This is a genomic window from Aeromonas sp. ASNIH8 (assembly GCF_002919855.1).
Lineage (GTDB): Bacteria > Pseudomonadota > Gammaproteobacteria > Enterobacterales > Aeromonadaceae > Aeromonas > Aeromonas caviae.
In genome coordinates, this window is sequence record NZ_PQLN01000081.1 from 1 (window position 1) to 19,596 (window position 19,596).

General features: G+C 59.0%; 19 protein-coding genes and 3 tRNA genes. 4 read left to right on the plus strand and 18 right to left on the minus strand.

The window, feature by feature from the left end:
- Positions 1–135: 135 nt before the first annotated feature.
- The 18 genes from C3418_RS17810 to C3418_RS17895 all read right to left on the minus strand — a co-directional run bounded on the left by C3418_RS17810 (position 136) and on the right by C3418_RS17895 (position 16,549).
- Positions 136–1,017 (minus strand): hypothetical protein, encoded by an 882-nt coding sequence (locus tag C3418_RS17810; RefSeq protein WP_181023120.1) that lies wholly within the window; start codon positions 1,015–1,017, stop codon positions 136–138.
- Between the two features lie 53 nt (positions 1,018–1,070).
- Complete coding sequence (locus C3418_RS17815) at positions 1,071–1,970, minus strand: hypothetical protein (protein ID WP_181023121.1); 900 nt, start codon at positions 1,968–1,970, stop codon at positions 1,071–1,073.
- Between the two features lie 718 nt (positions 1,971–2,688).
- Complete coding sequence (locus C3418_RS17820; RefSeq protein WP_103858997.1) at positions 2,689–3,108, minus strand: DUF2787 family protein; 420 nt, start codon at positions 3,106–3,108, stop codon at positions 2,689–2,691.
- Between the two features lie 61 nt (positions 3,109–3,169).
- Positions 3,170–3,862, minus strand: a complete 693-nt coding sequence (locus C3418_RS17825; protein WP_103858998.1) for a hypothetical protein — start codon at positions 3,860–3,862, stop codon at positions 3,170–3,172.
- Positions 3,863–3,984: 122 nt separating this feature from the next.
- Complete coding sequence (locus tag C3418_RS17830) at positions 3,985–4,287, minus strand: YkvA family protein (RefSeq protein WP_025201450.1); 303 nt, start codon at positions 4,285–4,287, stop codon at positions 3,985–3,987.
- A complete protein-coding gene (locus C3418_RS17835; RefSeq protein ID WP_103858999.1) occupies positions 4,280–4,636 on the minus strand; it encodes a hypothetical protein in 357 nt (118 codons plus the stop codon). The genes C3418_RS17830 and C3418_RS17835 overlap by 8 nt, the downstream gene beginning before the upstream one ends.
- A gap of 147 nt (positions 4,637–4,783) precedes the next feature.
- Positions 4,784–5,989 (minus strand): site-specific integrase, encoded by a 1,206-nt coding sequence (locus tag C3418_RS17840; protein WP_103859000.1) that lies wholly within the window; start codon positions 5,987–5,989, stop codon positions 4,784–4,786.
- A gap of 351 nt (positions 5,990–6,340) precedes the next feature.
- Positions 6,341–6,427, minus strand: a tRNA-Leu gene (locus C3418_RS17845).
- A 41-nt stretch (positions 6,428–6,468) separates the two neighbouring features.
- Positions 6,469–6,542: transfer RNA gene (locus C3418_RS17850), tRNA-Cys, on the minus strand.
- A 34-nt stretch (positions 6,543–6,576) separates the two neighbouring features.
- Positions 6,577–6,652: transfer RNA gene (locus tag C3418_RS17855), tRNA-Gly, on the minus strand.
- A gap of 179 nt (positions 6,653–6,831) precedes the next feature.
- A complete protein-coding gene (gene pgsA, locus C3418_RS17860) occupies positions 6,832–7,386 on the minus strand; it encodes a CDP-diacylglycerol--glycerol-3-phosphate 3-phosphatidyltransferase (protein ID WP_010675229.1) in 555 nt (184 codons plus the stop codon).
- A 213-nt stretch (positions 7,387–7,599) separates the two neighbouring features.
- Entirely contained in the window at positions 7,600–9,453 is a 1,854-nt protein-coding gene (uvrC, locus tag C3418_RS17865; RefSeq protein ID WP_029314745.1) for an excinuclease ABC subunit UvrC, read from the minus strand.
- A gap of 110 nt (positions 9,454–9,563) precedes the next feature.
- Positions 9,564–10,208, minus strand: coding sequence for a UvrY/SirA/GacA family response regulator transcription factor (gene uvrY, locus C3418_RS17870; RefSeq protein WP_010675231.1), 645 nt, complete (start codon positions 10,206–10,208; stop codon positions 9,564–9,566).
- Between the two features lie 211 nt (positions 10,209–10,419).
- Positions 10,420–11,199 carry a 3-deoxy-manno-octulosonate cytidylyltransferase gene (gene kdsB, locus C3418_RS17875; protein WP_049636856.1) on the minus strand — a complete coding sequence of 260 codons (780 nt, stop codon included), beginning with the start codon at positions 11,197–11,199 and terminating at the stop codon, positions 10,420–10,422.
- Complete coding sequence (locus C3418_RS17880) at positions 11,196–11,393, minus strand: Trm112 family protein (protein WP_010675233.1); 198 nt, start codon at positions 11,391–11,393, stop codon at positions 11,196–11,198. The genes kdsB and C3418_RS17880 overlap by 4 nt, the downstream gene beginning before the upstream one ends.
- 112 nt (positions 11,394–11,505) lie before the next feature.
- Entirely contained in the window at positions 11,506–12,504 is a 999-nt protein-coding gene (gene lpxK, locus C3418_RS17885) for a tetraacyldisaccharide 4'-kinase (protein ID WP_103859001.1), read from the minus strand.
- Positions 12,504–14,273, minus strand: coding sequence for a lipid A ABC transporter ATP-binding protein/permease MsbA (gene msbA, locus C3418_RS17890; protein WP_010675235.1), 1,770 nt, complete (start codon positions 14,271–14,273; stop codon positions 12,504–12,506). The genes lpxK and msbA overlap by 1 nt, the downstream gene beginning before the upstream one ends.
- A 134-nt stretch (positions 14,274–14,407) precedes the next feature.
- Entirely contained in the window at positions 14,408–16,549 is a 2,142-nt protein-coding gene (locus C3418_RS17895; RefSeq protein WP_223945770.1) for a DNA internalization-related competence protein ComEC/Rec2, read from the minus strand.
- 115 nt (positions 16,550–16,664) lie between these two features.
- Here C3418_RS17895 and C3418_RS17900 point away from each other — a divergent pair, with 115 nt between their 5' ends.
- The 4 genes from C3418_RS17900 to C3418_RS17915 all read left to right on the plus strand — a co-directional run.
- Positions 16,665–17,183, plus strand: coding sequence for a DUF2062 domain-containing protein (locus tag C3418_RS17900; RefSeq protein WP_103859003.1), 519 nt, complete (start codon positions 16,665–16,667; stop codon positions 17,181–17,183).
- Positions 17,177–17,671: a DUF2062 domain-containing protein gene (locus C3418_RS17905; protein WP_042017571.1), complete on the plus strand. Its 495-nt coding sequence runs from the start codon at positions 17,177–17,179 to the stop codon at positions 17,669–17,671. Before C3418_RS17900 ends, C3418_RS17905 begins: the two co-directional genes overlap by 7 nt.
- A 115-nt stretch (positions 17,672–17,786) precedes the next feature.
- Complete coding sequence (locus C3418_RS17910; RefSeq protein WP_103859004.1) at positions 17,787–19,292, plus strand: helicase HerA-like domain-containing protein; 1,506 nt, start codon at positions 17,787–17,789, stop codon at positions 19,290–19,292.
- A 116-nt stretch (positions 19,293–19,408) separates the two neighbouring features.
- Positions 19,409–19,596 (plus strand): transposase domain-containing protein (locus C3418_RS17915; protein WP_181023087.1); only part of this gene is annotated, 188 nt, incomplete at its 3' end.

The window sequence follows — 19,596 nt, forward strand, 5'->3', positions numbered from 1 at the left end:
ACAGTTAGTTAAGATCTCGACTATTTACAGCTTGGCAACGCAAGGTACAATTAAAATCGTACTTGGCGCCGCTCAACTGATCGATACTTGATCAACTAGCGCAAAGAATGATCATGCGTCGGCCCTGCCTCTCTCCTATGCACCATGGGCATTGCACTTATTATCTGAATTCACGGCTAGCAAATGACGCTTTTGATAAAGGATGCGAAGTAAATCTATTTCCTCCTCACTCAACCATACGTCAAATCCTTTTTGAATTGCGTTCTCCCACAGCTCACTAGCTTGATCTAAACGCTGAAAAGCGTTGAACGGAGCCTTTCCAAAGCCTTCGTACATACCTTCACAATATTTCTGGAAAGCAACTACTCCATCGCTAATGCATGTCTCAACTAGAGACCTACATGTTAATTCCGCTTCGTCTTTACCAACGGTATCGATTAGCACCTGTTTAACAACATTGACGCTGTCTTTCTTAGCCCGAATTTTTCGTAATGAATCTCGAAATGTACGAGTTACAGAGTTGTAGCCGCAAGCAGGACAAAAATACGCGCTACCTACAACAGCAAATCTGGATTCACAACTTTCACATTGAATTTCCAACTGCATCAAATTAGCAGCCTTTGCTGGAATAGTATGCGTTCTCTTGGGGCCGCCAATTACTTTCATTGACATTGAAATAAAACTATTTTTCGGTTGGCGCCGATTGAACTTTTTAGCGCCAGATAGGAGGGAGTTATGAATCTTCCCTTTCATCACGGCAAGCGCTTCGGCTTTAGCATGTTCCACTTGCTCGATAGTAAACCACTGGTCGGATGGTGCTTCATGACGACAAAATGGACACCATACAGCTTCATCTTTAAAGATATTTGCCCAATCTTCTTCATTGACTTTAAAAATGAATTCGCACTCTTCGTTAGGACACTGCTTGTCGATATAACCCTTCTCATCAGATAAGATTGCTACGGATACCGACTGACCATTCATGCGCTCCATTTCTTTTATCAAGTCTTCAAACATGGCAAATCCTTTTTAGATGCATAACGCTTCAAGCAGGGGCCAGGGGCGCAGCTTTACTGCGTCCCTTGACTTGACTTGTTAAATTCGTCTGTTGAAAGTAATTCCCTTATCGGCTTTGCTTTATTATCAAAAAGCTTACCGAGCTGCTCAGGGAAGTGATCAATTATGCCAAGAGTTGAAGCAGCTAAATACTTCGTAGCTATTGTGATGCAACCTAAACTGTAGCTAATATCATATACGTTACTTGTTCCTCTACCTCTGTCGTTATCTATTCTTTCAATTGATAGAGGTAATGGATGTACGAAGTTTGAAAGTAATTGATACTCAGCTCTCAACTCGCTGCAAATACGAGACCTTTCCTCGAAATCAGCCTTTGTGTAATACATTTCATCGCCTTTTAAGGCCTTATTTTTTTGAGCATTAGAAAGATTGCTCAAATAAGAATGAGTTTTTATTCTTTCTTTTTGCTCTTTCATGCCCGCTTCAAACTCATTTAAGGTTTCAATGTCTGAGTTTTGACTTTTGTGAACGAGGTACCACTCCCGATTTCTATGCAACTGACCGATAAAGAATCGAAGCTCAGCCTCTTCATCGGAAATATTTTCAATTCCGGAGTAAAAGATTGCCAAATATGCTTCAAGTATATTTCTAGTTATCGATGCAATCGAACTAACATCCCACAACTCTGCATCTGGGTCTTTATCGGGTGACAACTTAGGCAAAATACTGCTCAAACTCATTGCTGACAAAGTTTGCCTTGTGAATATTTTTACAGCTCTAACCCCTCTGCCAGCGGTATCTATACCGTGCTGGTTTTGAGATACATCCAGTGTCAAGCTTAATACTTGAAAATATTGTTTTGCTTTGTTTCGGAAAAGTAGCTCTTCTTCACTTAACCTTCTAAATCTTGGTCTGGCTAATTTTCGCTTTCTTGGTTTTGAACTCTTTGCCAAAATTGCACCTCTAGAATTTAACAGTGATCAGATGAACAGCGGTAACAATGAGTTAACACAACCTTCCATGTAACTTCTCTCCATTTTCATCATCGCCAAGTAAAATCTTAATTAAAACATAATATTACCTGCAACCTGTTGGTGGTTAATCATATTCGTTGGATCACCTCTTTTTTGCGTTATCATTACTACTGTATAAAGCGTCAGTTGGTTAGCCATGGATACGCCGCCAAACCAAACCTACGTACACAAATCAGAAAAGTGATGCGTAAGAATCCTACCATACCAGCAGATTGAAACATTTAACATTTGCCATCATCACAGAATGAGCGATTACTCGACGAAACTTGATTTGCTTTGCGCAAATCGCGCTTGTTGCGCCAGACACTGTGTGCATAACCTACTGATATTTAATTAAATTCAGGTGAGGTGTAATACGTCCATTGGGGATGCACACATATCTGTGTTTCTCCCTCCTCGCTGATGACAAAAAAACAAGCCTCCCAGCCTCGGGCTGGGGATACTTGTTTTGTTGTTCTGGTGAGGTAGATGAACCCCTGTAACAGTCGAAGGATGGACTAACCTACTGAGCCGCTGACCGGTTTCGAGTTGGGTTAGCCCATCGCTCCTTGCCCTACATGGAAAGGTAAACACAGCAGCGCCACTGCCAGTACCAAACCGCCGCAGGTTCCTGTTCCTCTCCTGTCCGGTGCGACGGTTACGCAGCCACTGAGACGGTAAACACGCCCATCTGGTAGTAACTGACGAAGTTCGACTCCCACATCGTATAGAGCTCCCTGGCCGACGCTGGTCCCATCTGGCCGTAACGGAGCAGGTAGTATTCTTCGCACAAAAAGTTGAAGTCGATCTTCTTGACCAACTCAGCCATCTCCTCCGGCCCCTGATAACTAAAGTCCGTCACGTAATCGAATTGCCACCGGTCTTTACGCTTTAGCAGCCGAATTTCCACCGGATGAAACCCGCCACGAACCGGGCCGTAATCCGGATCTCGGAAGTTGAAGACCAGACTGGATTTTCCCTTCAGCACTGTTCCAGATCTAACCAGTTCCTGATCCAGAATACTCATCAATGCCTGACTGACAGGCAGGGCAAAGCCATCCGCAAATGGGATCGTCATAATCACCTCAGTTTGGTTGTTTGGGGGGCTCACCCTTGGACAGGTGAGCACTATGCAGGGGTTATTCGAAGGTAGGAGCTAAGGTACAGAGCTCATTGGTTAGCGACCCCAAGCGCTCAAGGTAATCAGGCACCAGTTCGTGCAGCATCGGATTGCCGTCAGCCTTCTGGATCAACTTCAGCCCGTCCGAGCGCAGAATGGCTGATAAGAATCCGGCGTTATTGGCGCTGCCCCCTTTAAACAGTCGCTTCATGACGCTGGATTTAAACGGCTTGTCTGCGGGCAAGGAGCGCAAGATGCCGTCAATCTCTGACAACGCAATCCACTCCTTGCTATGCAGCCCCCTACCCTGATTGCCGGTGATTTTCAGGAACAACTCGCCGGTCTCCTCATGGCAACCGAGAGCGTAGAAGATCAAGCCTTCTGACCTGGCACTGAGTTTCTCTGCGGTATAACGGATCAACGTATGTATGGGGTCTGTGACGCTGGGGAGATCATTGTTTGATTCAATGACCGGCTCAGTATTCACAGCTCCATCAACGCCTGTAGGGATATGGAGTGGGTCGGGGCTGCCAGGCACGGAGTCTGCGGTGTCGCCGGGTCCAGGCCTGGCCTTGTCGGCGTCAGCCGCAAGGGCTGGCGAGAGAGGCTCGGCGCAGCCGCTTGCTCCGGATGTGAGTGGGCTCTCTTCGGCTGGCGTGGCGCTGGCAGGTTTAGGGGTCTCTTCAACACGGTATTTACGGGGTCTTGCCATGATAGTTTCCTTACAACATCGTTAGATAACCAGAGATTGCGATCTCCAGATCATCGGTAGATGGGTCATAGATAAAGGGTCATAGAAAACGCGATAGCGTGACAGGACCTACTCCATCACTGTCACAGTGATCTCATTCGGTCTTTCGCGGATTGGCGGTGATGTGACTTAACCGGTAATGCGGCTAATGCCGAGGTGATGACCGATAAATCATCCAGATAACCGGCAAATGGAATGGGATCGGGTACTACGTCGAACGGGTTTACCAGATAAGCCAGCGCACCGATGATGAGCGCATAGCACCAGACCGGCAGATCGCCATCCGTGAGCAGGACATACAAGAGCACGGCCTTCTCCAACAGCTCCTTAATCCCCTTGATCTCTTTTAACTTGCGCATGATGTCGCTATGGCTGGGGTTACTCATGGTGCATCGCCTCCAGGGTGGGAAGCAGCGGTGCATCTGAGTGGATCAGCAGGTAAATCCCCGCCCCCTCATCGTTGAGAATGGCCAGCAGCAGACGCCAATCTTCGGATATGGCGAGCTCTTGCTCCGGGTAACGCAAACCGAACATCACCTGATTCTGGATATGCTGTGGCATGGCCTGGAACTCACTCACCGAGTCCGTCATCTCGATAATGATCAGGCAGCAGCCGGTAGCATCCCAGAATGCCCTCGCCTCCTCTACTGATGAAAAGGGCTCGTTAATCCGTTCCATGACCGAGACATGGAGTGCCGGGTAGGCCGCGAGCAATGTCTCCTCCGGCCATTCCATACAAGTTTTCATCGTGTTTCTCTCCAACAAAAAGGCCCTTAAGCTCAGATGAACTTAAGGGCCTGGGAACTGTGAAATGTGGACCAACAGCCGATGTGACAGCGCTGCCTGGTTATTAATATCTGTTTATAAACAATACCTTTTCGGTCATTCCGCTTGGATCATCGACGAGAGACCTTCACTGATATTGCGGCTGCGCTCAGAAGTCAGCTTTGCATACCGCTGGGAGGATTGAATGCTGGCGTGGGCCAATTGCGCCTTGACGTCATACAGGCTGTATTGCCCGGAAGAGACCAAAGCGCTGGCGACCGAATGGCGAGCCGTATGGAAGCAAACCTCATCAAGGTTTTCGATACCGGCTTTCTGCAACACCCGTTCATAGGCACATCTGGGTTCACCGATGGGCTTTCCCTGACAGCGAATGTGCTGACTCGCGAACACATAGGGATTACCGGCTATTCTGGGGAGCTTCTCCAGAATATCGATAGCCAATGTGCTCAGGTAAATGATCCGGCTCTTGCCATTCTTGGTCAGGGGTACGAACAGCGTCTTATCCTCCCAGTTCACATGTTCCCATTTAGCGAGTAACACCTCTGATTTTCTTGCCCCCGTCAGGTAGAGCATCGCGATGAAGCTGCCTGCAGCTTGATTGCGATCCTGCAATGCCACCTCAATGACCCGTTTCATCTCTTCAATTGATAGGAAACGCGTCCTGGCATTGTCTTCCTTCAACAGCTTGATCTTGGCCGCCTCGTTGGTGTCCAGAATGCCCCAGCGCACCGCATAGCTGCCCATGGTCTTTAGCTGGGCCAGCACCCTGTTGGCGGTACTCGGTGCGTAGGCCGTCTGCTGAGGGTTGTTAGGGTGAACCATCTCCGATTGCAACTGCAGGACATCCATCGCCTTGAGCTGCCGATAACGCATGGCCCCAAAGCGTGGTTCTATGTTGTGTTTGAACCGCTGAATGTCACTGTTGATCGATCGTTTGCCGATGGTCTTGAGGTGCGGCAAAAAGGTCTGCCAGAAAAACTCCGAAAGGGTGGGCTCGGTTTTGTAGCTATCCCGCTCTGCTACCGGGTCGATACCGTCTGCCAGCATCGCCTTGTACTTGCGGGCAATGGTCCTGGCTTGGCTCACGTCAATATCTCCGAATCGTCCCAAAGCGATGCTGCGCTTCTTGCCCTGGAGGGTATAGCGCAGTAGGAAACGCTTACTGCCCTGGCTTTTTCCTGACAAGAGTTTTAAGCCAATGACCTCTGTATCGGAGAACTCCAGTTCAGTAGCGCCTGCGTCTCGTTGTTGTGCGGGCAAAGCCTTGATGGCTGCATTGGTAAAGCGAAATTTGGTCTGCATAGATACCTCCGATGATGGGTTAGATCATGGGATTAATATCTGTTTCAAAGAGGATTCAATGCGGGTTTAGGAGGGGGTGAAGAGGAAGGAGTAACGGTGAGCGGCACTTGCTTCAGCACCAGAGACAGACCCCGGAAAAGTCCGGAGCAGTAGCCTACCAAACGTCCTTGGCTATGTTGGAAGACTGAGCAGGTTGTTCGCAACGAATTGCAGGAAGTAGTAAGTCGCTTAGACAAGAAATGGACAAGAAAGGAAAAGTGAGAGAGGGGAAACGCTGGGGAGCAGAAACAAAAACGACGCAATGAAGCGTCGTATCTGTTTAATCTGTAAGGCTTTTTTCTTCAATTTTAATGGTGCCCGAGGCCGGAATCGAACCGGCACGACGCGAACGTCGAGGGATTTTAAATCCCTTGTGTCTACCGATTTCACCACTCGGGCACCGCAATCGGTATCAAGCTCGCGTGGCGGGCTTGTCAATATGGAGGCACGTTCCGGAGTCGAACCGGACTAAACGGATTTGCAATCCGCTGCATAACCGCTTTGCTAACGCGCCATGCAAAAGAGAGGAACTCTCTATTGTCTGAATTTGGAGCGGGAAACGAGACTCGAACTCGCGACCCCGACCTTGGCAAGGTCGTGCTCTACCAACTGAGCTATTCCCGCATCGGTCTGGCTGACTGCCTGACTGTGAGAACGCATTCTAGCGATGTTCCCCGCCCAGTCAACCAAAAACATTTAATACGCTGATCGTTCGGGTGTTTTTTACCCTTGTCCCACACTTTTGCAGCTCATGGCCGTTTCTCGGCGCCAGTGGCAGAGAAACGGCCATCTTCCCGTCGGGACTAGAACCGGGAGTGGTAGCTGAGATCGCCCCAAGCTGCCTTCATGTACTGGAACATGGACCAGAAGGTGAGCACGGTGGCCACGTAGAGCAGCACATAGGCGAGCCACACCATCCAGATGTCGTATTGCCAGATGAGGCCGGTGAGCGACACCATCTGGATCATGGTCTTCCATTTGCCAATCCAGCTGACCGCCACCGAGGAGCGCTTGCCAAGCTCGGCCATCCATTCACGCAGGGCGGAGATGATGATCTCCCGGCCAATCATGGTCATGGCGGGGATGGTGACCCAGACGGTGTTGTAGTGCTCGACGATGACCACCAGGGCCGCCGCCACCATGATCTTGTCGGCTACCGGATCGAGGAAGGCGCCAAAGGCGGTGGACTGGTTCAGCTTGCGGGCAAGATAGCCGTCAAACCAGTCGGTTGCGGCCGCCAGGATGAAGACGATGGCCGCCGCCATGTAGGACCACTGATAGGGAAGGTAAAACAGGATGACGAAGACGGGGATGAGCAAAATCCGAAAGAACGTCAGCAGGTTAGGAATATTTGTCATTATTTTCAGCCACTTCTTGTATGCCGCTACATGGTAGCCCCAAGCCGATCGCGGATGCAACCGAACTGGCGCCCGCCTTGGTCCATTAATCCATCAATAACCTCAGGATGCCGGTCATTATGGCATTTGGGAGCCCCCTGCGTCACGGCTCTTGTGCGCAGGCGGCACGCCCTGATGCCCCCTGGCGTGACCTCCTTCACACCAAAGGCAGCGCTAGAGCGAGTGCAATGCGTCGTGGATGGACTGGGCCAGCTCCTGGCTGATGCCGGGCACCTTGGCGAGCTCGTCCACCCCGGCTTTTTTCACCTCCTGCAAACCCCCCAGGTATTTGAGCAGCGCCTGCCGCCGTTTCGGCCCCACCCCGGGAATCTCTTCCAGGGTACTGGTGGTGCGGGCCTTTGCCCGCCTGGCCCGGTGGCCCGTGATGGCAAAGCGATGGGATTCATCGCGAATGTGCTGGATGAGGTGCAAAGCGGGCATGTCTGCCGGCAGGTGCAGCTCTTCGTGGCTGTCCCCCAGGATCAGGGTTTCCAACCCCGCCTTGCGGGTCACCCCCTTGGCGATGCCCACCAGCAGCGGGTATTTGCCGCCGAGAAACTCCAACTGGCGCGCCAGGATCTCCTCCGCGCGGCGCAACTGGCCGAGACCGCCGTCGATAAACAGCACATCCGGCACCTTGTCCGGCTCCTGCTGCTTGCCAAAGCGGCGCTCCAGCGCCTGCTCCATGGCGGCGTAGTCATCCCCGCCGGTGATACCGTCGATGTTGAAGCGGCGGTATTCCGAGGAGAGCGGCCCCTCCCGGTTGAACACCACGCAGGAGGCCACGGTGCGCTCCCCCATGGTGTGGGAGATATCGAAACATTCCATGCGGGCGATGGGGGTCTCGAGCTCCAGCAGCTCCTCCAGCTGATCGTAACGGGCGGTGATGGTGCTCTTGTGGGCGAGGCGCGAGCGCAGCGCAGTCTGGGCGTTGATGGAGGCAAGCTTGATGAAGCGGGCCCGTTCGCTGCGCGTCCGGCTCACCACCCGCACCTTGTAGCCGGCGGTCTGGCTCAGGGTGTCGGCGATGACGCTCTCATCCTCCAGCGCCACGTCCAGCAGCACCTCGCTCGGGATCTGCCGTCCCCCCTGCCCCGACAGATAGAACTGCAGCAGGAAGGATTGCACCACCTCGTCAAGCGGGGTATCGGCCGGCACTTTCGGGAAGTAGCTGCGCGATCCCAGCACCTTGCCCTGGCGGATGAAGAGCACGTGGATGCAGGCGGTCCCCTGCTCGAAGGCCACCCCCACCACGTCGAGCTCGTCCAGCACGTTGCCGCTCACCGACTGCTGCTCGGTGACCCGGCGCAGGGCCTGGATCTGATCCCGGTAGCGGGCCGCCTCCTCGAAGCGCAGATCGCCGCTGGCGGACTCCATCTTGCCCACCAGCTCGCCGATCACCTGCTGGTTCTTGCCCGCGAGGAACAGCTTGGCCAGCGCCACCTGCTGAGCATACTCGGCCTCGCTCACCAGCCCCGCCACGCAGGGGCCGGCGCAGCGCTTGAGCTGGTAGAGCAAGCAGGGGCGGGTACGGTTGGCATAGACGGCATCCTCGCACTGGCGCACCGGGAAGATCTTCTGCATCAGGTGCAGGCTCTCGCGTACCGCGCCACCGGAGGGGTAAGGGCCGAAATACTCCCCCTTCACCTTGCGGGCGCCGCGATGGACGCCGATGCGCGGGTGCCGATGGTCGGTGATGATGATCCAGGGGTAGGACTTGTCATCCCGCAGCAGCACGTTGTAGCGGGGCTGGTACTGCTTGATGAGGTTGTGCTCGAGGATCAGCGCCTCGGTCTCGGTGTGAGTGACCGTTACCTGCACATCGGCAATCTGGCGCACCAGGGTGCGGGTCTTGATGCTGTCGACATTGGCTCGAAAGTAGGAGGCGAGCCGTTTCTTGAGATCCTTGGCCTTGCCCACGTAGATGACGGTGCCGCCGCTGTCGTACATGCGGTAGACACCACTCTGGTGGGTGACGGCGCTCAGAAACGCCTTGCTGTCAAAATGGGGCTCGGGAGAGAGGGTCATCGGCAACTCGACTCAACGGATGAATGCAAAAAGACGGGGAGAGCATACTGCCCACAGCCAGAAAAAAGCAAAAGGCGGCCGGTGCCGCCTTTGGTGTCCACATGCCCCCGTTACAGGGTATCGGCATCCAGCATGCCATAACGAATGGCCAGATGGGTCAGCTCCACGTCGCCGTTGATCCCCAGCTTGCTGAACAGGCGGTAGCGGTAGCTGTTGACCGTCTTCGGGCTCAGGTTGAGCTGCTCGGAGATGTCGGTCACCTTCTGCCCCTTGGTGATCATCATCATGATCTGCAGCTCCCGCTCGGAGAGGGACTTGAAGGGGTTCTCGTCGGCGGAGGCGAACTGGCTCAGGGCCATCTGCTGGGCGATCTCCGGGGAGATGTAGCGCTGACCGGAGTGAACCAGGCGAATGGCGTGGATCATCTCGTCCGGCGCGGCCCCCTTGGTGAGGTACCCGGCGGCGCCCGCCTGCATCACCTTGGTAGGGAACGGATTTTCTGAATGAATGGTCAGCACTATGATGCGTACATCGGGGCGGATCCGCAGGATCTTGCGGGTCGCTTCCAGACCGCCGATGCCCGGCATGTTCATGTCCATCAGGATCACATCGGGGTGATGTTGCCGACAGAAGGCCACCGCGGTTTCCCCGCTCTGCGCCTCGCCCACCACCTTGATCCCGCGGACGTCTTCCAAAATGCGTCTTATCCCTGTACGCACCAACTCATGATCATCGACCAGGAATACATTAATCACCCAAACACCCCGTTTTTTTATCTCGTTATATGCCAGTTAGGGTTAACACGGCGTCTTGCATCATAACCAAACTCGATGATTTGGCAAACCATGGGCGGGAAAAGTTTGAAATTGCTCGTAAAATCCGTTTTAAATCAAATTATTATACAAAGAATCAATTAAAAAACGGCGCCCTGGGGCGCCGTATTGCATCAAAGCCGTTCCGCCAGTCTCAACCGGCCAGCAGCGCACGTACCTTGTCGAGATCGGCCTGGGTGTCCACCCCCACCGGCGGGGCTTGCAGCGCCTGGGCCACGTGGATCTTCTCCCCGTACCAGAGCACCCGCAGCTGCTCCAGGGCTTCGACCTGCTCGAGCACGCTCGGCGCCCAGTCCACGTAACGCTGGATGAAGCCGGCGCGATAGGCGTAGATGCCGATGTGGCGCTGGTAGTGATCGCCAATCTGCTCGCGGCTCCCCGCAACGCGATCGCTGGCCGCAAAGCGGTCCCGATCCCAGGGGATGCTGGCGCGACTGAAATAGAGGGCATACCCCTCCCGGTCGGTCACCACCTTGACGGCATTGGGATTGAACGCCTCTTCGGCATCCCTGATCGGCACCGACAGCGTCGCCATGGGCGCGCTGGCCGCGGCCAGGTTGTCCGCCACCTGGCGGATGATGACGGGGGGAATGAGGGGCTCGTCCCCCTGCACGTTGACGATGATGGTATCGGCGGCAAAGCCGTAGTGACGGCACACCTCGGCCAGACGCTCGGTGCCGGACTGGTGATCCGGTGAGGTCATGCACACCTCGAACCCGGCAGCGGCGGCAAAGGGAGCCAGAGCCTGCTGCACCCGCTCGTCATCGGTGGCGACGATCACCCGATCGGCGCCCGATTGCAGGGCCTTCTCCACCACGTGCTGCACCATGGGCTTACCGTGAATGTCGGCCAGCGGCTTACCCGGCAGCCGGGTGGAGGCGTAACGGGCAGGAATGACGACGACGAAACTCATGGCTTCAGCTCTTCCAGCGCCAGGTGACGGGCCCGGTTCTCCAGCAGCACCGGGATCCCCTCCTCCAGGGGATAGGCCAGTCTGTCGAAGCGGCAGATGAGCTCCTGAGGGCCCTCGGCGTGCGCTTGATAGTGCAGTTTCCCCTTGCAGACCGGGCAGGCGATGATGTCGAGCAGTTTAATATCCAGTGCCACAACGAAACTCCTTTAACGATTTCCCACAGGCGATCTTGCCTGGCATGTCAATGTGCAGGGCCAGCCCCCGAGTCCGGGCGCTGGCCGTCTGTTCCAATCCGGTGGCGCCCGGTCAGGGCGCCTGGTGCCCGTCCCCTCTTCCGGGCTGCGGGCCCAGGGTGCGCAGCAGCGCCTCCCCCAAGGCATCGGGCAGCTCGGCGCTGACCGGCAGATACCACCAGTTGTCCGGGGCGAAGGGGCGGCACTTGACCGCATCCTTCTCGGTCATCAGCAAGGGGCGCTGGCCGAAGCGAGCCAGCAGCTCGGCGGCGTCGAACGCCTGGTGATCCCCGTACCCGACGCTCTGCACCAGCTCGTAACCAAGGGCGGTCAGGGTGGCGAAGAAACGGGGGGGATGGCCGATGCCTGCCAGGGCATCCACCGGCCCCGAGAGGGGGGCAGTGGGAGGCGCATCGTCGCACACCCGGCGCAGGGTATCCGGCACCAGGCGCATGGCGTACTCGCCACGGGCGGGTTCGCCGCCGTTGCAGATGATGGCGTCCACCCGCTTGAGGCGGGTCGTGGGCTCGCGCAGCGGCCCCATGGGCAGCAGACAGCCATTGCCAAAGCGGCGCGCACCGTCCACCACCACCAGTTCGATGTCACGGGCCAGGGCATAGTGCTGCAGGCCGTCGTCGGTGACGATGATGTCCACCTCACCGCTTTGCTCCAGCAACCGCACAGCATCGGCCCGTCTGGGGGCCACCGCCACAGGGCAGCCGCAGCGCCTTGCGATGAGCACGGGCTCATCCCCGGCCTCGGCCGGGGTGCTGCTCTCATCCAGTCGATAGGGGTAATGGGGCGCCTTGCCGCCATAGCCGCGGCTGACCACGCCGGGGCGCCAGCCCCGGGCCTGGAGTTGTTCCACCAGCCAGACCACCACCGGGGTCTTGCCGTTGCCCCCCACCGAGAGATTGCCCACCACCACCACTGGCAGGGTGGCCCGATAGGCGCTGAACCAGCCCCGGCGATACCCCAGACGGCGGACGCCGCTGATCAGGGCAAACAGCAGGGCGAAGGGGGCCAGCCCCCAGCGCCAGAGGCTGTTCCCGTACCAGAGTCTGGCCAGCATCAGCCCTTGTTACCCGTGGCTGTATTACCAAACTGAATGGCCCGCAGCTGGGCATAAGTACCATGCATGTCCATCAGGGTTTGGTGGTTGCCGCGCTCGACGATGTGTCCTTCGTCGATCACCAGGATCTCGTCCGCCTTCTCGATGGTGGAGAGGCGGTGGGCGATCACGAGGGAAGTGCGCGCCTTGCACAGCTCGTCGATGGCCGCCTGGATGTGGCGCTCGGACTCGGTGTCCAGGGCCGAGGTGGCCTCGTCCAGCAGCAACACCGGAGAGTCCCGCAGCAGGGCGCGGGCGATGGCGATGCGCTGGCGCTGGCCGCCGGAGAGGGAGGCGCCGTTCTCGCCGATGACGGTGTCATAGCCTTCCGGCATCTTGCTGACGAAGTCGTCCGCATGGGCGATGCGGGCCGCCTGCTTGATCTCGTCGCGGCTGTACTTCTCTTCCGCCGCGTAGGCGATGTTGTTGGCCACCGAGTCGTTGAAGAGGTGCACGTGCTGGGAGACCAGGGCGTACTGCTTGCGCAGCTCGCTCAGGCGGTATTCGCGGATGTTGACGCCATCCAGCAGAATTTCCCCCTCTTCGATGTCATAGAAGCGGGTCAGGAGGCTCGCGATGGTGCTCTTGCCGGAGCCGGAACGACCCACCAGGGCCACCGATTTGCCCGCCTCCACCTTGAAGCTGATGTTGCGCAGCGCCGGTGTCTCCTTGGTCGGGTAGGTGAAGGTGACGTTGCGGAACTCGATTTCACCTCGGGCACGTTCCAGGGTGCGCGTGCCGGTGTCCTGCTCCGGGGTGGAGTCCAGCAGACCGAACAGGCTCTGGCAGGCGGTGATGCCGCGCTGGAACTGGTTGTTCACGTCGGTCAGGCTTTTCAGCGGCTTGAGCAGCATCATCATGGAAGTGACCATGACGGTGAAGGTGCCCGCGGTCAGGGTCGCCTTGACGCTGTCGATGGTGGCGACATAGAGGAAGACCGCAAGGGCCACGGAGGCCACCATCTGGACGATGGGGCTGCCGATGGCGTCGGCGGCGACCATCTTCATGGTCTGCTGGCGCATCCGGTTACTCACCTGGTAGAAGCGCTTGTCCTCCACCTCCTGGCCCCCGAACATCAGCACCTCTTTGTGCCCCTTGAGCATCTGCTCGGTGGAGGTGGTGATGTCACCCACCGCCTGCTGGATGTGGCGGCTTATCTTGCGAAAACGTCGGCTGATGATGCTGATGAGGATCCCGACCAGGGGCCCCACCACCAGGAAGATCACCGACAACTGCCAGGAGTGCCAGAACATCAGGCCCAGCAGGCCGATGACGGTGGCCCCTTCCCGCACCAGGGAGACCAGGGTCGAGCTCGCGGCGGACGACACCTGACCGGCGTCATAGGTCACCTTGGAGAGCAGGTTGCCGGTGTTCTGGCGGTCGAAGAAGCTCATGGGCATGGCCATCAGGTGGCTGAACACCTGCTGCTGCAGGCGCATCACCACGTGGTTGCCGACCCAGGCCATGCAGTAGTTGGAGAGGAAGGCGGCGCAGCCGCGCAGAGCCACGATGCCGAGGACGAAGAAGGGCATCCACTTGAGCACGCTGCTGTCGTTGCCGTTGAGCCCCTGATCGATAAGCGGTTTGATGGAGTAGACGAAGGTGGTATCCACGGCCGCATAACCCAGCATGCCAATGATGCCGCCCACCAGACCCAGCTTGCGATCCCGGACATAACCGAGCAGGCGCTTGAAGACGGTCCAGCTCTCTTGTGAGGTTTCTTGTTGCATGAATAGCCGTTAATAAGGGAAATGACGGGCTATTCTAGCCAAACCTTGGAGCTACACCAAGCGCCGCTGGCGCGATGGCTACAACCCGGGTCACAAATGAAGGCCGCCACTTGCCGGGCTGGCTCACCGGCTCCTCACTCCCTTCCCCATACCTGCGGCTGCCACCAGGGGCCGCCACGCCGGTACCAGGGCCCCTGCTCCCGCTCGGCCCGGATCCTGAGCCCCGCGCCCCCCGGCTCGATCAGGATGGCGCCATCCTGCCCCGTGACCCACTGCCGCGCCCCCTGGTATCGCGCCACCACCTCGGGGCGGGGAAAGCCCCACTGGTTCATGAAGCCTGCGCTGTGCACCACGAAGGCAGGTTTCACCGCCGCCACGAAGGGGGCCGTGGAGGAGGTGCGACTGCCATGATGCGGGCTCACCAGCAGGGTACTGGCCAGCCCCGCGCCCTCCCCCTCCTCCAGCGCCAGCGCCAGCAGGCGGCGCTCCGCCTGCTGCTCGATGTCGCCGCTCAGCAGCAGCCGATGGCGCCCGTCGTCCAGCTGCACCACGCAACTGTCGTTGTTGCGCCCCGTCCCGGCTGCCAGAGGCCAGAGCACCCGCACATCCAGCCCCTGCCAATGCCACTGCTGACCTCGGCGGCAGGCCTGGGTAGCCGGTGTAAAGGGGAAGGAGGAGATCTCCCGGCGCACCGCCATGCTCTGCAGCAGAGCCTGCCGGTTGCCCGCGTGATCCCTGTCTCTGTGGCTGATGATCAGGGTGTCGATCACCCGGATGCCGAGCCGGTTGAGCAGGGGCAGGATGGCCGCATCCGCCATGTTGTAGCCCCCGGGGTAGCGATCCCCGGTATCAAACAGGATGGCCCGCTCGCCCCGGGTGACGAGCACCGAGAGCCCCTGCCCCACGTCCAGCACCCGCACCTGCCAGGAAGCGGGAGCAGGCCAGAGGGCGAGCAGCAGGGCCGCCGCCACCGGCCCCCCCAGGGCGCGCCCTCCCGGCAGGTGCCATCCCGTCCACAGCAGGATCAGCAGGGCGCTGGCGGGCATCAGCCAGCCGGGCACCGGCCACCAGAGCTGCAGGCGATCCCCCAGCTGCGTGAGCCCCCACAGCACCCACTCCAGGCCGAAGGCGGAGACCCAGAGCAGGCCGTGGGCCAGCAACGTGGAGAGGGGCGCCACCAGCACGCCGATGAGCGCCAAGGGAATGATGACAAGGCAGAACAGCGGCAGTGCCAGCAGATTGAGCAGAAACGCCAGGGGCGCCATCCCCTCGAACAGCAGCAGTTGCAGGGGCAGCAATCCGAGCAGCAGCAGAAGTTGCAGCCGCACCAGGCCGGGGCGATCGTGCAACAGGCTCGCCAGCAACAGCAGGGCCACCGCCAGAAAAGAGAGCCAGAACCCCGCCGAATAGAGGGCGAAAGGGTCCCACAATGTCAGCACCACAAAGGCCCACAGCCAGATCCGGTGGCTCGGCCAGTCCCGCTTTAGCCAGCGCAGCAGGCTCCACACCAGCACCATGATGAGGGCACGCTCGGTGGCCACCGCAAACCCCGCCAGCCAGCTGTAGGTGGCCGCGAACAGGAGTGACACGCAGATAGCCCCGCGCAGCCCGAACAGCCGCCCGAGCCACCAGCCGAGCACCGCCACCAGAGCGATATGCTGGCCCGAGATGGCGATGATGTGGGTCAGGCCGCTGCCGCGAAAGAGTTCCCACTGGGCATCCGTGATCCCCCCCTGTTCCCCGAAGGTGAGGGCTGCCAGCAGGGGGGCCTGCGCCATCCCCTCCCAGGCGCGACTCGCCGCCGCCAGCCAGCGATCGCGCACACCCGGGGGCACGGCATCCAGGGCGATGACCCGGCGCAGGTTGCCGGTGGCGGTGATCCCCTTGCCAAGGAGCAGGCGCCGCCCATCCATCCCCGCTCCGTTGGCCAGGCCATGGGCCGGCTTGAGAGAGGTCACCAGGGTGACGCGGCTGCCGGCAGGCAACGGCGGCAACACCTGATAGGCATTGACCCGCACCAGGGGTGGCACGGTAAGGGGGCGATCGTCCAGGGTGTCGAGGCGCAGCAGCAGGCGCGCAAATTTATCCCCCTCTTTCTCTCCCGAAGACTCCGTACTTTGCACGTGTGCGGTTATGATGTGGCTCGTTTTTTTGCCAAGTTGATCCAGCCAGGCAAGCCGGTAGTGCAAATTCACCTGCATCCAGAGGATGCCGAGCAGCAGAAACAGCAGCCGCCAGCAACGACCACCGGCGAGAGGAAGCGCGAGCAGCAGCATCAGGCCACCCCATTCCCATGAAGGCAGCCATGGCCACAGCAGTGAGGAGCTTGCCCCCAGGGCAAACGACAACAGACGCAGATCCATGGAGCAAGTATTTAGCAAGGTTCAGAACATGCCCAAACGAATCATACAGCGCTGGCTACCCGACCCGGCGACCCTCAAGGAACACAAGCACTTGCGACTCTTTGGCAAGCTGCTGCTGGATACCAATCTCTGGCATCTCAACCGGCGCTCCGCCGCCGGTGCCTGTGCGGTCGGCCTCTTCATGGCCTGGGTGCCCCTCCCCTGCCAGATGCTGCTGGCCGCTGGCGGCGCCATCGCCTGCCGGGTCAACCTGCCCCTCTCGGTGGCCCTGGTCTGGCTCTCCAACCCCCTGACCATGCCACCGCTGTTTTATGGCGCCTATCTGGTGGGCTGCCAGTTGCTGGGGCACCCCTCCCAGCACATCGAGATCACCTTCACCTGGGCCTGGCTGGTGTCGGTGTTCGAGACGGTGGCCCCGCCGCTCCTGCTGGGCTCCCTGGTGCTTGCCCTGCTGAGCGCCCTCGTCGGCTATGTCCTGGTTCGCGCGAGCTGGCGCCTGAGCACGGTGCGCCAGTGGCAAAAACGCAAGGTGGCGCGCCCATGCTGAATCGCTGGTTGGCCCGCTTCAAGATTGACCCCGATACCCTGCGCCAACAGAAGTGGTTCGCCCTCTTTGGCGAGCGACTGCTGACCCCCGCCCTCTGGCAAGGGGGAACACGGGCCCTCTGTGGCGCCGTGGCGGCCGGGCTGTTCGCCAGCTGGGTCCCCATGCCCATGCACTCCCTGGTGGCCGTCGCCCTGGTGCTGGCCTTCAGCTTCAACCTGCCGCTGGCCCTCTTGGCGGTCTGGTTCAACAACCCGCTGACACTCCCCTTCATGTACCTCTACGCCTATCGTACCGGTTGCCTGGTGCTGAACGAGACGCCAGCCCCCTTCCATCTCACCTGGTCCCTGCACTGGCTGGAGCAGGAAGCGGCTATCCTGGTGCCCCCCTTCCTGCTCGGCAGCCTGCTGCTGGCGGTGCTGAGCGCTGCCGCTGGCGCCTTGCTCACCCTGCTGCTGTTGCAACTGGGCAAACTGACCCGCCCCCGCTAGGTTGCCAGCACGCCGTCCTTGTCTCGGGCGGCGTGCCTTGCCATCGTCTGCCTCTGCCACCACACTCCTTGTAACCCGTTGTTTTTCGACCCCCATTCGAAACAAGGAGCCCACCATGGCCGAACCGCTCACGCTGGCCCATGCCAATGGCAACCCCCTCTCCCTGCTCCCCGCCATGGCCAATCGCCACGGCCTTATCACCGGGGCCACCGGCACCGGCAAGACAGTCACCCTGCAGGTGCTGGCGGAGGGGTTTTCCCGCCTCGGCGTGCCGGTCTTTCTGGCAGACGTGAAGGGGGATCTGAGCGGCCTGGGCGCCGCCGGCACCCCCTCTGCCAAGTTGGATGCCCGTCTGGCCCAGCTCGGCCTTCAGGCACCCGACTTTGCCGCCAGCCCCACCCTGTTCTGGGATCTCTTCGCCGAAGAGGGCCACCCGGTGCGGGCCACCGTCTCCGACATGGGGCCTCTGTTGCTTGCACGCCTGCTCGGCCTCAACGACACCCAAAGCGGGGTGCTGGAGCTGGTGTTCAAGGTGGCGGACGACGAGGGGTTGCTGCTGCTCGATCTGAAAGACCTGCGGGCCATGGTGCAGTTTGCGGGGGAGCACGCCAAGACTTTCACCACCCGCTACGGCAATGTGTCGACCGCCTCCATCGGCGCCATCCTGCGCAACCTCCTCACCCTGGAGAGCGCGGGCGGCGATCATTTCTTCGGCGAGCCCATGCTGGACATCCAGGATCTGATGCAGACCGACGGCGCGGGCCACGGCCATATCAATGTGCTGGCCGCCGGCAAGCTCACCCAGTCCAGCCGCCTCTATGCCTGCTTCCTGCTCTGGCTGCTCTCCGAGCTGTTCGAACAGTTGCCCGAGATAGGGGATCCGGAAAAGCCCGAGCTGGTGTTCTTCTTCGACGAGGCCCACCTGCTGTTCAAGGATGCGCCCAGGGCACTGCTGGAGAAAATTGAGCTGGTGGTGCGCCTCATCCGCTCCAAGGGGGTGGGCGTCTATTTCGTGACCCAGAGCCCGGCCGACATCCCCGACAGCGTGCTGGGGCAGCTTGGCAACCGGGTGCAACACGCCCTGCGCGCCTTCACCCCGAGCGATCAGAAGGCGGTACGCATCGCCGCCAACACCCTGCGGGCCAACCCTGCCTTCGACGCCGCCGGAGCCATCACTGAACTGGGGGTCGGGGAGGCGCTCATCTCCCTGCTCGACGAGAAGGGGCGGCCCAGCGTGGTGGAGCGCGCCTTCATCGCGCCCCCGGCCAGCCGCATCGGCCCCCTGAGCGCGGCCGAGCGCCAGGCGCTTATTCAGGGCTCATTGCTCTACGGCAGATACGACACCCAGGAGGACAGGGAGTCCGCGTTCGAGCGACTTCAAGAGACATCGCCCGCCGCCGGTGACGAGACCGCTTCCCCACAGACCGACCAGGGCGGCGGTCTGCTGGATGCCTTGAATGGCATCCTGTTCGGTCGCACCGGCCCCCGTGGTGGCCAGCATGACGGGGTGGTGCAGACCGCCGCCAAGAGCGTGGCCCGCACCCTCGGCAACGAGGTGGGACGCCAGCTGATGCGCGGGGTGCTCGGCTCCCTGCTGGGAAGCAGCAAGCGGCGCCGCTGATGCCGGAAAATGAAAAAGCCCGCCGATACGGCGCAATGCTGATCAGTTAAGGATCCATTGACCGATCCTTCTGCTGTAGGACAATCCGGAACCAATCACTGGTTCCGGATTTTTTTATGTCTATTGCAAACGATCTGAACGATGTTGTTGAGGCATCTGGCGACATGCTGGCTCGGCTGGCCATTTTTGCCGACCATATTCCCGACGAATGGATTACTGCCGCTGCCGCCTTGTCTGAAAAGGCCACTATCCGCCGACGCCGCTTACCTTCTGATATGGTCTTGTGGCTCGTCGTGGGGATGGC

Excerpts from the sequence above, each read along its gene's own strand:
- C3418_RS17810 (WP_181023120.1), bottom strand. The coding sequence starts at position 1,017 with ATGTTTGAAGACTTGATAAAAGAAATGGAGCGCATGAATGGTCAGTCG.
- C3418_RS17820 (WP_103858997.1), bottom strand. The coding sequence starts at position 3,108 with ATGACGATCCCATTTGCGGATGGCTTTGCCCTGCCTGTCAGTCAGGCA.
- C3418_RS17825 (WP_103858998.1), bottom strand. The coding sequence starts at position 3,862 with ATGGCAAGACCCCGTAAATACCGTGTTGAAGAGACCCCTAAACCTGCC.
- C3418_RS17830 (WP_025201450.1), bottom strand. The coding sequence starts at position 4,287 with ATGAGTAACCCCAGCCATAGCGACATCATGCGCAAGTTAAAAGAGATC.
- C3418_RS17835 (WP_103858999.1), bottom strand. The coding sequence starts at position 4,636 with ATGGAATGGCCGGAGGAGACATTGCTCGCGGCCTACCCGGCACTCCAT.
- C3418_RS17840 (WP_103859000.1), bottom strand. The coding sequence starts at position 5,989 with ATGCAGACCAAATTTCGCTTTACCAATGCAGCCATCAAGGCTTTGCCC.
- pgsA (WP_010675229.1), bottom strand. The coding sequence starts at position 7,386 with ATGACAAATATTCCTAACCTGCTGACGTTCTTTCGGATTTTGCTCATC.
- uvrC (WP_029314745.1), bottom strand. The coding sequence starts at position 9,453 with ATGACCCTCTCTCCCGAGCCCCATTTTGACAGCAAGGCGTTTCTGAGC.
- kdsB (WP_049636856.1), bottom strand. The coding sequence starts at position 11,199 with ATGAGTTTCGTCGTCGTCATTCCTGCCCGTTACGCCTCCACCCGGCTG.
- lpxK (WP_103859001.1), bottom strand. The coding sequence starts at position 12,504 with ATGCTGGCCAGACTCTGGTACGGGAACAGCCTCTGGCGCTGGGGGCTG.
- msbA (WP_010675235.1), bottom strand. The coding sequence starts at position 14,273 with ATGCAACAAGAAACCTCACAAGAGAGCTGGACCGTCTTCAAGCGCCTG.
- C3418_RS17895 (WP_223945770.1), bottom strand. The coding sequence starts at position 16,549 with ATGCTGCTGCTCGCGCTTCCTCTCGCCGGTGGTCGTTGCTGGCGGCTG.
- C3418_RS17900 (WP_103859003.1), top strand. The coding sequence starts at position 16,665 with ATGCCCAAACGAATCATACAGCGCTGGCTACCCGACCCGGCGACCCTC.
- C3418_RS17905 (WP_042017571.1), top strand. The coding sequence starts at position 17,177 with ATGCTGAATCGCTGGTTGGCCCGCTTCAAGATTGACCCCGATACCCTG.
- C3418_RS17910 (WP_103859004.1), top strand. The coding sequence starts at position 17,787 with ATGGCCGAACCGCTCACGCTGGCCCATGCCAATGGCAACCCCCTCTCC.